General features: G+C 68.6%; 14 protein-coding genes. 8 read left to right on the top strand and 6 right to left on the bottom strand.

All coding sequences use genetic code 11. From position 1 onward, the window contains the following. Positions 1-8: 8 nt before the first annotated feature. Genes CNE_RS04990 through ureG form a run of 5 tightly spaced genes read left to right on the top strand, consistent with a single transcriptional unit; the run spans position 9 to position 4028 of the window. The gene (locus CNE_RS04990) at positions 9-314 is read left to right on the top strand and encodes an urease subunit beta (protein ID WP_013956043.1); all 306 of its coding nucleotides are present in this window, start codon (positions 9-11) and stop codon (positions 312-314) included. Then, a complete protein-coding gene (gene ureC / locus CNE_RS04995) occupies positions 311-2029 on the top strand; it encodes an urease subunit alpha (protein WP_269148705.1) in 1719 nt (572 codons plus the stop codon). The genes CNE_RS04990 and ureC overlap by 4 nt, the downstream gene beginning before the upstream one ends. 29 nt (positions 2030-2058) lie before the next feature. Further along, positions 2059-2682 carry an urease accessory protein UreE gene (ureE, locus tag CNE_RS05000; protein WP_013956045.1) on the top strand — a complete coding sequence of 208 codons (624 nt, stop codon included), beginning with the start codon at positions 2059-2061 and terminating at the stop codon, positions 2680-2682. Between the two features lie 9 nt (positions 2683-2691). Further along, a complete protein-coding gene (locus CNE_RS05005) occupies positions 2692-3384 on the top strand; it encodes an urease accessory protein UreF (protein ID WP_013956046.1) in 693 nt (230 codons plus the stop codon). A gap of 14 nt (positions 3385-3398) precedes the next feature. Next, positions 3399-4028 carry an urease accessory protein UreG gene (gene ureG, locus CNE_RS05010; protein ID WP_013956047.1) on the top strand — a complete coding sequence of 210 codons (630 nt, stop codon included), beginning with the start codon at positions 3399-3401 and terminating at the stop codon, positions 4026-4028. Here the strand turns inward: ureG and CNE_RS05015 are convergent. Beyond that, positions 4025-4228, bottom strand: coding sequence for a hypothetical protein (locus tag CNE_RS05015; protein WP_238553046.1), 204 nt, complete (start codon positions 4226-4228; stop codon positions 4025-4027). The two genes, ureG and CNE_RS05015, sit on opposite strands and share 4 nt — an antisense overlap. On the opposite strand from CNE_RS05015, the gene CNE_RS05020 reads away from it, so the two are divergent. After that, positions 4220-4948, top strand: coding sequence for a hypothetical protein (locus tag CNE_RS05020; protein ID WP_238553051.1), 729 nt, complete (start codon positions 4220-4222; stop codon positions 4946-4948). The two genes, CNE_RS05015 and CNE_RS05020, sit on opposite strands and share 9 nt — an antisense overlap. Positions 4949-4998: 50 nt before the next feature. On the opposite strand, the gene CNE_RS05025 is transcribed toward CNE_RS05020, so the two are convergent. Together CNE_RS05025 and CNE_RS05030 are read right to left on the bottom strand one after the other, a co-directional pair. Then, entirely contained in the window at positions 4999-5691 is a 693-nt protein-coding gene (locus CNE_RS05025; protein ID WP_013956050.1) for a glutathione binding-like protein, read from the bottom strand. 157 nt (positions 5692-5848) lie between these two features. After that, complete coding sequence (locus tag CNE_RS05030) at positions 5849-7111, bottom strand: acyl-CoA dehydrogenase family protein (protein WP_013956051.1); 1263 nt, start codon at positions 7109-7111, stop codon at positions 5849-5851. A 189-nt stretch (positions 7112-7300) separates the two neighbouring features. Between CNE_RS05030 and CNE_RS05035 the strand changes: the two genes are divergently transcribed. Beyond that, positions 7301-8239 carry a LysR family transcriptional regulator gene (locus tag CNE_RS05035; RefSeq protein WP_013956053.1) on the top strand — a complete coding sequence of 313 codons (939 nt, stop codon included), beginning with the start codon at positions 7301-7303 and terminating at the stop codon, positions 8237-8239. Positions 8240-8503: 264 nt separating this feature from the next. Next, the gene (locus tag CNE_RS05040) at positions 8504-9670 is read left to right on the top strand and encodes a CAP domain-containing protein (RefSeq protein WP_013956054.1); all 1167 of its coding nucleotides are present in this window, start codon (positions 8504-8506) and stop codon (positions 9668-9670) included. 27 nt (positions 9671-9697) lie between these two features. On the opposite strand, the gene CNE_RS05045 is transcribed toward CNE_RS05040, so the two are convergent. The 3 genes from CNE_RS05045 to CNE_RS05055 all read right to left on the bottom strand — a co-directional run bounded on the left by CNE_RS05045 (position 9698) and on the right by CNE_RS05055 (position 13330). Next, positions 9698-10915: a hypothetical protein gene (locus tag CNE_RS05045; RefSeq protein ID WP_013956056.1), complete on the bottom strand. Its 1218-nt coding sequence runs from the start codon at positions 10913-10915 to the stop codon at positions 9698-9700. Next, positions 10912-11550, bottom strand: a complete 639-nt coding sequence (locus CNE_RS05050; protein ID WP_013956057.1) for a sigma-70 family RNA polymerase sigma factor — start codon at positions 11548-11550, stop codon at positions 10912-10914. The genes CNE_RS05045 and CNE_RS05050 overlap by 4 nt, the downstream gene beginning before the upstream one ends. A 79-nt stretch (positions 11551-11629) precedes the next feature. Continuing rightward, positions 11630-13330, bottom strand: a complete 1701-nt coding sequence (locus tag CNE_RS05055; protein WP_013956058.1) for a vWA domain-containing protein — start codon at positions 13328-13330, stop codon at positions 11630-11632. Positions 13331-13494 lie beyond the last annotated feature (164 nt).

Below are 13494 nucleotides of genomic sequence, written 5' to 3' on the forward strand. Positions count from 1 at the left end.
GAATCGCCATGATCCCCGGTGAACTGATGCCCGCCGACGGCGAGATCGAACTGAATGCCGGCCGCACCACGGTCAGCGTGACGGTGGCCAATACCGGCGACCGGCCAATCCAGGTCGGCTCGCACTTCCATTTCTACGAGACCAACACCGCGCTCGCGTTCGACCGCGAAGCCGCACGCGGCTTCCGGCTGAATATTGCCGCCGGCACCGCGGTGCGCTTCGAGCCCGGCCAGACGCGCACGGTGGAACTGGTGGCACTGGACGGCGACCGCATCGTCTACGGCTTCAACGGCAAGATCATGGGAGCGCTGTGATGGCAAAGATCTCCAGGCAGGCCTATGCCGAGATGTTCGGCCCGACCACCGGCGACCGCCTGCGGCTGGCCGATACTGGGCTTATCATCGAGGTCGAGAAAGACTTCACCATCTATGGCGAGGAAGTGAAGTTCGGCGGCGGCAAGGTGATCCGCGACGGCATGGGGCAGAGCCAGCGCATGGCGAAGGACTGCGTCGACACCGTCATCACCAATGCGCTGATCGTTGACCACTGGGGTATTGTCAAGGCCGATATCGGCCTGAAGGGCGGGCGCATCGCGGCGATCGGCAAGGCCGGCAATCCGGATATCCAGCCGGGCGTGACCATCGTGGTCGGACCGGGCACCGAGGTGATCGCGGGCGAGGGCATGATCGTCACCGCCGGCGGCATCGACAGCCATATCCACTTTATCTGCCCGCAGCAGATCGAAGAGGCGCTGATGAGCGGCGTCACCACCATGATCGGCGGCGGCACCGGGCCGGCCACCGGCACCTTCGCCACCACCGTGACGCCGGGGCCGTGGTATATGGAGCGCATGCTGCAGGCGGCCGATGCCTATCCAATGAATATCGGCCTGCTGGGCAAGGGCAACGCCAGCCAGCAGGGGCCGCTCCTGGAGCAAGTGGAAGCCGGCGCCATCGGCCTGAAACTGCACGAGGACTGGGGCACCACGCCGGCGGCGATCGACACCTGCCTGTCGGTGGCGGACGCGACCGACACCCAGGTGGCGATCCATACCGACACGCTCAACGAAGCCGGCTTTGTCGAGGCCACCATCGCCGCGTTCAAGGGCCGCACCATCCATACGTACCACACCGAAGGCGCGGGCGGCGGCCATGCGCCCGACATCATCAAGGTGTGCGGCGAGGCCAACGTGCTGCCGTCGTCGACCAACCCGACGCGCCCGTACACGGTCAATACGCTGGACGAGCACCTCGACATGCTGATGGTGTGCCACCACCTGGACCCGTCGATTGCCGAGGACATTGCCTTTGCCGAAAGCCGCATCCGCCGCGAAACCATCGCCGCCGAAGACATCCTGCACGACCTGGGCGCGTTCTCGATGATCTCCAGCGACTCGCAGGCCATGGGGCGCGTCGGCGAGGTCATCATCCGCACGTGGCAGACCGCGCACAAGATGGCGCTGCAGCGCGGCAAGCTGCCGGGCGATCCCAACGATGCGCGCGGCGGGCACGACAATTTCCGCGTCAAGCGCTATGTCGCCAAGTACACCATCAACCCGGCGCTGACGCACGGCATCGCCCATGAAGTGGGCTCGGTTGAAGTCGGCAAGTGGGCCGACCTGGTGTTGTGGCGTCCGGCGTTCTTCGGCGTCAAGCCCAGCCTGATCCTGAAGGGCGGCATGATTGCCGCGGCCGCGATGGGCGATCCCAATGCGTCGATCCCGACACCGCAGCCGGTGCACTACCGGCCGATGTTTGCTTCGGCCGGCGGGGCGCTGCACCGTTCGTCGTTGACCTTTGTGTCGCAGGCGGCGCTGGCGGCCGGCATCGGCGAGCGCTACGGGCTGGCCAAGACGCTGTCGGCGGTGCGCGGCACGCGCACGGTAAGCAAGCGCGACATGGTGCACAATGACTGGCAGCCGCATGTCACGGTCGATCCGGAGACCTACCAGGTCGTTGCCGACGGCCAGTTGCTGACCTGCGAGCCCGCCACCGAGCTGCCCATGGCGCAGCGCTATTTCCTGTTCTGACTGGCCGGCGCCCGCGCCCCGCATCGCCCATGCTGAAGATCGACAAACTCCTGAGCGCCCCGCACGGCATCGCGCCCGTGCTGGTGCGCCGCGCGCCCAAGCTGGTCCTGCCCTTCGCCGAACGCAGCAAGAGCCGCCTGCGCGCGGTGCTCGACAACGGCGACGAAGCCGCGCTGTTCCTGCCGCGCGGCACCGTGCTGCGCGGCGGCGACCTGCTGGTGACTGAAGACGGCAGCTTCGTGGAAGTGCAGGCCGCTACCGAGGCAGTGCTGGAAGTGCGCGCGCAAGACCCGCATGCGCTGATGCGTGCGGCCTATCACCTCGGCAACCGCCATACGCCGGTGGAGATCGGGCGCGACTACCTGCGGCTGGAATACGACCCGGTGCTTGCCGACATGCTGCAGCGCCTGGGCGTGCGCGCCGAGCGTGCCGAGCTGCCGTTCGAGCCGGAGGCGGGGGCCTATGGCGGCGGGCACAAGCATGGGCACGATGCGACGTTTGCGGAGGACTATGCGGCGGCGCAGGCGGTGTTTCATGAGCATCATGGGCACGACCACGGGCATTCGCATGGACCTTCGCACGGACATGGTCATTCCCACGATCACGGTGATCCGCACCATGTCCACGATGAGCATTGCGGACACAAGCATTGATTGCGTGCCATGACCGGCCTGCCCCAACTGATCTCGCTGCTACATCTGGCATCGCCATCCCTGCCGATCGGCGGCTTCAGCTATTCACAAGGACTGGAAGCTGCGATCGATTGTGGCAGCGTGCACGATGCGCCGAGCGCCGAACGCTGGATTCGCGACAACCTGCTGCATGTGCAGGCGCAATGCGAAGCGCCACTGTGGCTGCTGCTGCATCGTCACTGGCTGGCCGGCGACGCTGGGCAAGTACGGACGTGGAACGACTGGTTCCGCGCCACGCGCGAGACTTCCGAGTTGCGGCTTGAGACCGAGCAGATGGGCTGGTCGCTGTCCAGGCTGATTGCGCAGATGGAGTGGGGCGCGCCGGTGCTACGCGAGACGCTGGCGGCGCTGTCACCGGTCTGCCTGCCGACGGCGTTCACTGCGGCATGCGTGGCGCTTCAGGTCGAGGCGCGCGATGGCCTCGCCGCCTACTGCTTCAACTGGGCCGAGAACCAGGTCGCCGCGGCGATCAAGGCGGTGCCGCTGGGCCAGGTGGCGGGGCAGCACATGCTGCGGCGCCTGCACGGCGCGGTGCTCGACACGGTCGATGAAGCCGCGCGCCGCGCCGAAGCCACGCCGCCGCAACTCTCCACCTTTTCCCCGATGCTGGGCCTGCTTTCCGCGCGCCACGAAACGCAGTACTCCCGGCTGTTCCGATCCTGAACTCATACCGCACCATGACCCAGGCCCGTACCAAGAAGAACCCTCCGCTGCGCGTCGGCGTCGGCGGCCCGGTTGGCTCCGGCAAGACCACGCTGCTGGAGATGCTGTGCAAGGCGATGCGCGACCGCTATGACCTGGTCGCCATCACCAACGACATCTACACCAAGGAAGACCAGCGCCTCCTGACGATCTCCGGCGCGCTGCCGGCGGAACGCATCATGGGCGTGGAAACGGGCGGCTGTCCGCACACCGCGATCCGCGAAGACGCCTCGATCAACCTGGAGGCGGTGGACCGCATGCTGGCGCGCTTCCCGGATGCTGACGTGGTCTTCATCGAGTCCGGCGGCGACAACCTCGCCGCCACCTTCAGTCCAGAACTTTCTGATTTGACGATCTACGTCATCGACGTAGCCGGCGGTGAGAAGATTCCGAGAAAGGGTGGGCCGGGCATCACCAAGTCCGACTTGCTGGTGATCAACAAGACGGACCTGGCGCCATACGTCGGGGCATCGCTGGAAGTGATGGAGAGCGATGCACGCAAGATGCGCGGCGCCCGGCCGTTCGTGATGGGCAGCGTCAAGTCCGGGCAGGGCCTGGACGAGGTGATCCGCTTTATCGAACGGCAGGGCATGCTGGGCGTCTAGTCTTTGTTGTCGCCCTTGGCATCGGATGCGGCGCTGGGGGTGTGAGTCAGCGACGGGCGGAAGCTGCCCTTGCCCGCCAGCGCCCGTGCCACCGCGGCCATCAGGTTCAGCTCGGGCTCGGTCAGCTCCGCCATATGGCGCACGGTGGCCTCGATCGCCGCGCGCTGGCGGTTGCCGAAGGGCGCGCGCGATTGTTCCACCTGCAGCTGGCTGGCGTCTTCTTTCTCTGCGCAGGCGAGACCCAGGCTGAATTTGCCGCGGACCGCCATGAATGGTGGGGCTGCCTGCGCGGGGGCCTGCGGCTGTGGTCGCCCGGGCGCGGCTGCCTGCTGCTGGGCGGCGGCGAGCTGTTTGCGCCGGCGCCAGGCGTGCCGATGCAGGTGCAGGCAATGGTCGACACCATCCTGGTGCGCACCGTGCCGCAAGGGCCTGCCGATGCCTCGCGGCCGGTGGCGCTGCCTGCGGGCGGATGGCACTGCGCGCTGGGCGGCATTGCCGCGGTCGAGGCCAATGGCGCAGAGGGGATGGCCGGCATGGACGTATTGCCAGCCGAGGTGGTGCGGGCACAGGACCCGCAGCCGGAGCAGGGCATGCGGCCGGAGTTCATCCGGCTCGACCAGTCAGGCGAAGACTGGGCGCAGCGGCTGCAGGCGCGCGGGCTGCGCTGGGCGCTGTGCTACCGCGGCGCCATCGGCCTGCACTGGCATGGCGCGCTGGTGCGGGCCGGCGGGGACATGGCCTTCCTGCAGCCCGGCACGCTCTACGCGCCGGACCCGCACGAGTCATGCCGGCTGTTGCCGGGCACCGGCCTGCTGTGCTGCTTCGGACCGGGCGATGACGCGGACCTTGGCGTTGCGGCCCGCGGCGGCCGGCGCGCGGACGGATATGCCGTTGCGTGCCACGCGCTGGCGCCGGCCTGATGCCAGGCGGGGCAGCCGGGGCCAGGGTCCCGGCTGCTGCAATACCAGGCTCAGTGCCGCTTGTATTGCGTGGCGCCGAACAGCACCTCGCGTGCCTTGTCGTCCTGCAGCGCCTTGCGCGCGCTGGCCAGCACCTCCACGCCGCGCTTGACCGCGGGGCGCTCTGCGATCTCGTTGAACCAGCGCTTCAGGTGCGGGTAGTCGTCCAGGTCCACGCCCTGGTTCTGCCAGCTGCGCAGCCACGGGAAGGTGGCGATGTCGGCGATGGTGTACTGCTCGCCGGCCAGGTAGGCGTGCTTTGACAACTGCGTGTCGATCACTCCGTACAGGCGCCTGGCCTCGTTGGTGTAGCGGTTGACCGCGTACTCGATCTTCTCGGGCGCGTACATGCGGAAGTGGTGCGCCTGGCCCAGCATCGGGCCCACGCCGCCCATCTGGAACATCAGCCACTGCAGCGCCTCGTACTTGCCGCGCACGTCCTCGGGCAGGAACTTGCCGGTCTTGCCGGCCAGGTAGAGCAGGATGGCGCCCGATTCGAACAGCGAGATCGGCTTGCCGTCCGGGCCGTCGGGGTCGACGATGGCGGGGATCTTGTTGTTGGGGCTGATCTTCAGGAAGTCCTCGCCGAACTGGTCGCCGGCGCCGATATTGATCGGATGGACCTTGTACTCCAGGCCGCATTCTTCCAGCATGATGTGGACTTTGTGGCCGTTGGGCGTGGCCCAGGTGTAGACGTCGATCATCGCAAAAGATCTCCTGGCTGCGATCGTTGGGGATGGCCACATCAACCACTGACGTGGCGAACCGGGCGATTTAAGCACAGAAGAAAAAAACGCGCAGACTGGCTGCGCGTTTTCCATACTGCCGGCAGGGCCGAAGCCCCGCGGCGTTGCCAGGCGGTCAGAACCCGCGTGCCACCGGCATCCTGATGTCGTCCGGGTTCAGATTCATGTGCTTGGCCAGCTCCAGCTTGGCGATGGCGTTGCGGTGCACCTCGTCCGGGCCGTCGGCCAGGCGCAGCGTGCGCTGGTGCGCCCACCAGTTGGCCAGCGGGAAGTCGCTGGAGACGCCGGCGGCGCCATGGACCTGGATGGCCCAGTCGATCACCTTCAGCGCCACGTTCGGGGCGATCACCTTGATCATGGCGATCTCGGCCTTGGCCACTTTGTTGCCCACGGTGTCCATCATGTACGCTGCCTTGAGCGTCAACAGGCGCGCCATCTCGATCTCGCAGCGGGCTTCGGCGATGCGTTCCTGCGTCACGCCCTGGCTGGACACCGGCTTGCCGAAGGCCACGCGCGACAGCGCGCGCTTGCACATCAGTTCCAGCGCGCGCTCGGCCACGCCGATGCTGCGCATGCAGTGGTGGATGCGGCCCGGGCCCAGGCGGCCCTGCGCGATCTCGAAGCCGCGGCCTTCGCCCAGCAGGATGTTCGAAGCCGGCACGCGCACGTTCTTCAGCTCGATCTCCATATGGCCGTGCGGCGCGTCGTCGTAGCCGAACACCGGCAGGAAGCGCTTGATGGTGATGCCCGCGGTATCGGCCGGCACCACGATCATCGACTGCTGCTCATGGCGGCCGGCGTCGGGATTGGTCTTGCCCATCACGATGTAGACCTTGCAGCGCGGGTCGCCTGCGCCCGACGACCACCACTTGGTGCCGTTGATCACGTAGTGGTCACCGTCGCGCTCGATGCGGCATTCGATATTGGTCGCGTCCGACGAGGCCACGGCCGGCTCGGTCATCAGGAAGGCCGAGCGGATCTCGCCGGCCAGCAGCGGCTCGAGCCACTTGTCCTTCAGTTCCTCGGAGGCATAGCGCTCCAGCGTCTCCATGTTGCCGGTGTCGGGGGCCGCGCAGTTGAAGACCTCGGCCGACCAGGGCACCCGGCCCATGATTTCGCACAGCGTGGCGTACTCCAGGTTCGACAGGCCTTGCGGCGCACGCGGCGAGCGCGGCAGGAACAGGTTCCACAGCCCGGCTGCACGCGCCAGCGGCTTCAGTTCCTCGATCACCTTGGTCGGTACCCAGGCGTTGCCCGCGCGGCGATTGGCGTCGATTTCCTCCGCGAAACGCTTTTCGTTCGGGTAGATGTGCTGGTCGAAGAAGGCCAGCAGCTTGGCCTGCATTTCCTTGACCTTCGGGCTGTATTCGAAATCCATGTGGTCTCCTCGCTACGGAATCAGTGGACGCCGGGGTGGGTGGCGGCGCCTCGTTGGCCTCGGCAGGCCCCGGCATCAGTGCGGCATGGGCCGATGGAATGCACTCTATCTGAAAGCCGGTAATAAGAAAAATGAATTTTCTGGATTTGCCAGTATCAATTCCCTGCATTCCGTGCCAGAATCTTCGGCATGCAGCTCTCCCGCATCGACCTGAATCTCTTCGTGGTGTTCGACGCCATCTACAGCGAAGGCAGCATCACCGCGGCCGCGCGCCAGCTCAACCTGACGCAGCCCGCGGTCAGCCATGCGCTGGGCCGGATGCGCACGCTGTTCGACGACCCGCTGTTCGAGCGGCGCGGGCAGGGCATGGCGCCCACGCCGCTGGCGCGCTCGCTCGCCGCCGAGGTGCGCAGCGCGCTGCAATCGTTCGCGCGCACGCTGCAGGATACGCCGCACTTCGATCCCACCAATACCGTGCGGCGTTTCACCATCGGCATGCGCGACGCGCTGGAATCCACGCTGCTGCCGCCGCTGATGGCGCGTGTCACGGCAATGGCGCCGCAGGTGGAGATCGCCGCGATCCGCTTCGACCGCCGCGAGATGGAGTCCGAGTTGCTGGCCGGCACGCTGGACGCCGCGCTGGACATCTTGCTGCCGGTCTCGCCCGCCATCCACCACGCGCCGTTCATGGCCGATCCGATGGTGGTGCTGGCGCGGCGCGACCATCCGCTGGTGAAGAAGGAACTGACGCTTGAGCGCTACCTGGCGGCCGAGCATGTGCACGTGTCGTCGCGCCGCCGCGGCGCCGGGCTGGAAGACCAGGCCCTGCACCGCATGGGCCTGACGCGGCGCGTGCGCCTGCGTTGCCAGCACTATGCGGCCGCGTGCCGCGTGGTCAGCTGCACCGACCTGCTGGCCACGCTGCCGCTGCGCTATGCGCGCATCGCCAATGAGCCCTATGCCAACCGCCTGCTGTCGCTGCCGTTCAAGGTGCCGTCGCTGGAACTGCACCTGTACTGGCATGCGGGCGGCGAAAACGACGGTGCCAACCGCTGGCTGCGCGAGCAGCTGATGGCCGTGATGGCCGCGCTCGGCACCGGCATGGCCGACGTGGCTGCCGCCAGCTAAGTGCGCCCGCGCCCGCATGGCTGGCACCGCAAGCACCCCGCGCGGCGCCCCGGTGCGGCGCGCGCGGGTCACACGTAAGGAATTGTTCATGGGCTAGACCCTCCCGGTCCGCGCCCATACCATCGTCCGGTCTTTCTGCCCCCGGCGCCGCCGCCGCGAGCCCGTGTCCACACGGTGCTGGCGATGGTTGCCGCGCCGGCTGTCCGCGCCTGCGGATCCCCCGGGGCAGGTTCCTTCCTCCGATGACCACGACGATTCAGAACGATGACCGGGAAACGCTTGCTTGCTGATCACCAACCCATGCCTCCGCGACGCGCGCGGCGCACCACGCTCGCCCTGACCACCTTTTGCGCCGCTGCGGCGCTGGCACTGTCCGCATGTGGCGGCGGTGGTGGCGATGGGGGCGGCGGCGGTACTTCGTCGAACGCATCGCAAGCGAACGGGCAGGCCAGCGCGCCGTCCGGCTCGGGCTCGACCACGCCATCCACCGCAGGTGCCTGCTATACCGTCAGCGGCACGGCGCCGGCACCCGCGGCGGGCGGCGGCGTCTCGCTGCTGCCGGCGCGCGGCAGTGCGGTCAGCAATTACCGCGTGCTGGAAGAGCCGCGCACCGCCGGCCTGTGCTACGCCAACTATCGGCGCGAGCAGGTGGGCCTGCCGCCGCTGGCGGCACGCGATCCGCTCAATACCGTGGCGCAGAACCACACTGCCTACATGCTGGCCAACGCCACGCTGACGCACGACGAGACCAGCGGCAAGCCGGGCTATACCGGCGCCACGCCCAACGAGCGCATTCAGGCCGCCTATCCGACCAATGCCACCGCGGAAGTCGTGGCCGGTGCCAACCGCTGGACTTCGGTTGCCAATGCGCAGCTGTCGATGTCGCCCAAGGACGCGCTGGTGTCGGACCTGGTCAACGCGCCGTTCCACCGCGCCGCGCTGCTGGGCAGCTACGGCTCGGCCGGCAGCGGCTTTGCCGAGCGCGTGGGCCCGGACGGCAGCGGCACCTCGGCCAGCTACTACCAGACCATCGACCTGGCCGATGCATCGAAGGGCGGCAGCGACAACCAGATGGTGGCCTACCCGTACAACGGCCAGGCCGACGTGCCGGCCAGCTGGGTCAACTCGGAAAGCCCCAATCCCGCGCCGGGCTACGAGGGCAAGACCGTGGGCTATCCGGTATCGCTGCAGGCCATCAACACCTCGCTGCAGTTCGATGCCGACAACTTCGTCATCACCGACGCGCAAGGCAACAATGTCAGCTGCCTCAAGGTTGACAGCCGTTCGTCGGGCCTCTCCAGCGCGGCACGCGGCCTGGCGATCTGCACGCCGGTGGCGCCGCTGGCCAGCCAGCAGCGCTACAGCGTGCGGGTCACCGGCCGGCTGGGTTCGCAGCCCGTGGACCTGAGCTGGTCGTTCACCACGCGCTGACCAGCACTCGCCAACGCACCGGCGCGCTCATTGCGGCGCGCCGTGGCGCAGTTCGATGCGCACCTGGCCCGGGGCCAGCGTGCGGTCGGCCTGCACGGCAAATGGCACCGGCGGGCGTTGTGCCGCCGGCATCGACTGCCAGAGCCGTCCTGCCCATTCCCTGATTGCCTCACTGTCCGGTTCGGCCGCCAGCAGCGTGACCGATGCCGCCGCCGGCATGCGCGCAGCCGTGGCGGCGGGGTCGTCCTGGATGGACACGACCATGCTGGATGCGGTGTGCGCGGCGGGGGCGCGTGCGGCCGCCATCGGCGGCGCCGCCTTGCGGGCGAAGTCGGCCTGCGGCGCGGCCGCCGGCGGTGCCGCGGGTGCCGGCATTGCCGGCTGCGGGACTGCCTCTGCCATGGCCGGATACGCGGGAGCGGCCGGTGCGGCGGCCACAGCCGGCGCCTGGGCGGATAAGCTTTCGGTCGCCTGCGGCGGTGCTTGCGTGGCGGCCTCGCGTGGCGCCGTGCCCCGGGCCGTTGCCGGCGCGCGGCTGAGCTGCCCGGCGTGCGCCGGGGCAGGCCGCTCTTCCCGCCGCGGGGCCGGGGCAGCTTTCGGGGCTGGCGGCGGGTTTGCCGGCGCGGCGGTCCCGGACTCCGCCGCAGCTTGTGGTACGGGCGCTGCTGCCATCTCTGCGGCGGGTGCCGCGGCCGGGGCGGACACCTGTTCAGGCGCCGATGCCGGCAGCAGTGCGCCGTCATCGATCTGCCGCAGTACGATGCTGGTGGTCAGCCCGGCCACCGCCGCGACGCTGGCCACGAGCCCCAGCGAGCGCCACCAGCGCCGCGCGCGCGCGGCGCGCGCTGCCATGGACTGCGCTGTGGTCCGTGTTGCCCGTGCTGGTGTTGCCGCCTCCGCCGCCTGTGCCTGCAGCCATGCGCTGGCAGCGGCACCGACCGGGGCACCCAGAATCTCCGCTGCGGGCTGGCCTGACGCCACGCGCGCAAGCAGCGCATCGCGTCGCGCAGCCTGCGCCGCCTGCAGGCGCGCGGCTTCTTCCAACACCGCCGTGGCAAGCGTTGGCGGCGCGGCGAAGGGCAAGGCCGCCGCGCCGGCCCGCAGGCGATCCGCTTCCTGTTGTGCCGCACGTGCGGCCGCGTGCACCGACTCCGCCAGCGCAGCGGACGACGCGTAAGCGGGCAGCTCCCGCAGCAGTGCCGAAAGCCGGTCCTTGCCGTCGATAAATCGGTCGGCCGCGTTCACGACGGCGTCTCCTGCGAGCCCGGCACGCTGCCGGCCAGGTCTGCGCGCAGGCGCGCAAACGCATAGCGCAGCCGGCTCTTCACCGTCTCGAACTTCTCGCCGAGCATCTGCGCAATCTCTTCGACGCTCATGTCGCTGAAGAAGCGCAGCACCACCACCTCGCGCTGGGCGACGGGCAACTGCAGCAGCGCGCGATGCACGTGGTGCGCGTGCTGGCGCAACTGCAGCTCCGCTTCCGGCGACAGGTCGTCGGCCGGCATCTCCGCTGGCTGGTCGTCCAGGGCTTCGCGCTGGCGCGCATCGGCGCTGCGCACCTGGTCGAGCCAGGTATTGCGCGCGATCTGGAACAGGAAGGTGCGGAACGCCGCGTCCGGCTGGTAGTCGCCGCAGCGGGTCATCAGCTTGACCCAGGTCTTCTGCGCGATGTCTTCTGCTTCGCCGCGGTTGCCCTGGCACAGCCAGGCCACGTAGTTGTAGAGGCCGGCGTTATGGCGGCGGAACAGCTCGGTGACGGGCTGCTCGATGATGCCGCCCGCCACCAGCAGCATCAGGTCATGGTCGGGCAGCGCCGACAGCGCTGCGCCGGGCGTGGCGGCTGTGGGCGCGGCGGAAGGGACGGGGTCGGGTGCCTGCATGCGCCCGAGTATAGGAGAGCGCAAGGCGGCGCGACAGTCTGCCGCGCCGCCTTGCGCCGGCTCGCGGCCCGGGCTGGTGTCAGCGTGCCGCATGCTCGGCCGGCCCGCCGCTGCTGGCGCCGGTCGGACTGGCCGTGCCCAGGCTCTGTGCCAGGTCCACCAGCTTGAGGAACTCGCCCCGATAGCCAAAGCGGTCGGTGCCGCGGGCGCCCTGGGCCAGCGCGCGGGCATCTGCGTAGCGCCAGTCGCCGGTGAACTTGCCGCCGCGCAGCACCTGGCCGAAACCGGCCACCGCCGCGGCAAAGCGGAAGTCGTCATCGCCTTGCGCCAGCGGGCGGATGGCCTGCCGCGCGACGGTGATGTCCATCAACTGGCTGGTGCTGGCGGCGGGCAGCTTGTAGCGCAGCTTGATGTGCGCCAGTTCGCCGTCGCGCCCCGGCACGGGTGCGGCCAGCTGGTAGCGCAGCGGATCGACCATCCCGGGCTGGCCGGCCAGCGTCAGCTCATACAGCGCCGTCACGGTGTGGCCCGCGCCGATATCGCCGGCATCGACCTTGTCGTTGTTGAAGTCCTCGCGCGCCAGCATGCGGTTCTCGTAGCCGATCAGGCGATACTCCTTCACCGTTGCCGGATTGAATTCCACCTGGATCTTCACGTCGCGCGCGATGGTGGCCAGCGTCGAGCTGATCTCGCTGACCAGCACCTTGTTGCCTTCCATCAGGTTGTCGATATACGAATAGGCGCCGTCGCCGGCATCGGCCAGCTGCTCCATCAGCTGCTCGTTGTAGTTGCCGGTGCCGAAGCCGAGCGTGGACAGCGACACGCCGGACTTGCGCTTCTCTTCCACCATGCTCTTGAGCTGCCGGAAGTCGGTCACGCCCACGTTGAAGTCGCCGTCGGTGGCCAGCAGCACGCGGTTGATGCCGCCGGCGATAAAGCTCTGTTGCGCGGCCTGGTAGGCCAGCGCGATGCCACTGGCGCCGGCGGTGCTGCCCCCGGCCACGAGCTGGTCGACGGCGGCGCTGATGGCGGTCTTGTCGCTGCCCGGCGTGGGCGGCAGCGCCACGCGCGTGCCGCTGGCATAGGTGACCAGCGTGATGCGGTCCTGCGGGCGCAGCTTGTTCACCAGCAGCTTCAGCGAAGACTTCAGCAGCGGCAGCTTGTCCGGCGAGTTCATCGAACCCGATACATCCACCAGGAATACCAGGTTGGCAGGCGGCAGCGCGCCGCTGGCCATGTCCTTGCCCTTGATGCCGATGCGCAGCAGCACATTGGCCGGGTGCCAGGGCGCGGGCGCCAGCGCGGCATGCACGGCGAACGGGCGACCGTCGGCGGGCTGGGCATAGTCATAGGGGAAGTAGTTCAGCAGCTCTTCCACGCGCACCGCATCGGCCGGCGGCACGCGCCCGGCATTGAGCATGCGGCGCATATTGCTGTAGCTACCGGTATCGACATCGATGCTGAAGGTGGATACCGGCGCCTGCGCCACCAGCCTGACGCCGTTTTCCTCGATGACGCCGTAGCGTTCGCGCTCGGCCGGCGCAGGCGGCGGCAGGTGGTAGGGCATGGCCAGCGCGGCGCGCGGGGCGACGGCATGCAATTCCATGGCGGGCGTTGCCTGGCCAGCCTTGGCGGCCTGGTCGTGCGTGGGCGCCGGCGCTGCGGGTGGCGGCACAGGCTGTGCCACTTCCTGGGGAAGCGACGGCGAATGCCCGCCGCAGGCCGACAGCGCCAGTGCGGCAGCAAGACTGGAAATGACGGCCGGTGCGCGAAGTTGCATGTTTTTCTCCTGAGCGGCCGCGGGGCGGGTTCCCGGTCATGACGGCCTGTCGATGAAACGGCGCAGATTAGCGATCGGGGTTAAACCGGGAGAATTTTTTGCTGCACCTTCATGTGGCCCCCGCATGTGGCGGCAGTCAGACTTTCTTGCCCCAGAATGCGCCG

It is taken from the genome of Cupriavidus necator N-1 (assembly GCF_000219215.1).
In the GTDB taxonomy this organism is placed as follows: domain Bacteria; phylum Pseudomonadota; class Gammaproteobacteria; order Burkholderiales; family Burkholderiaceae; genus Cupriavidus; species Cupriavidus necator.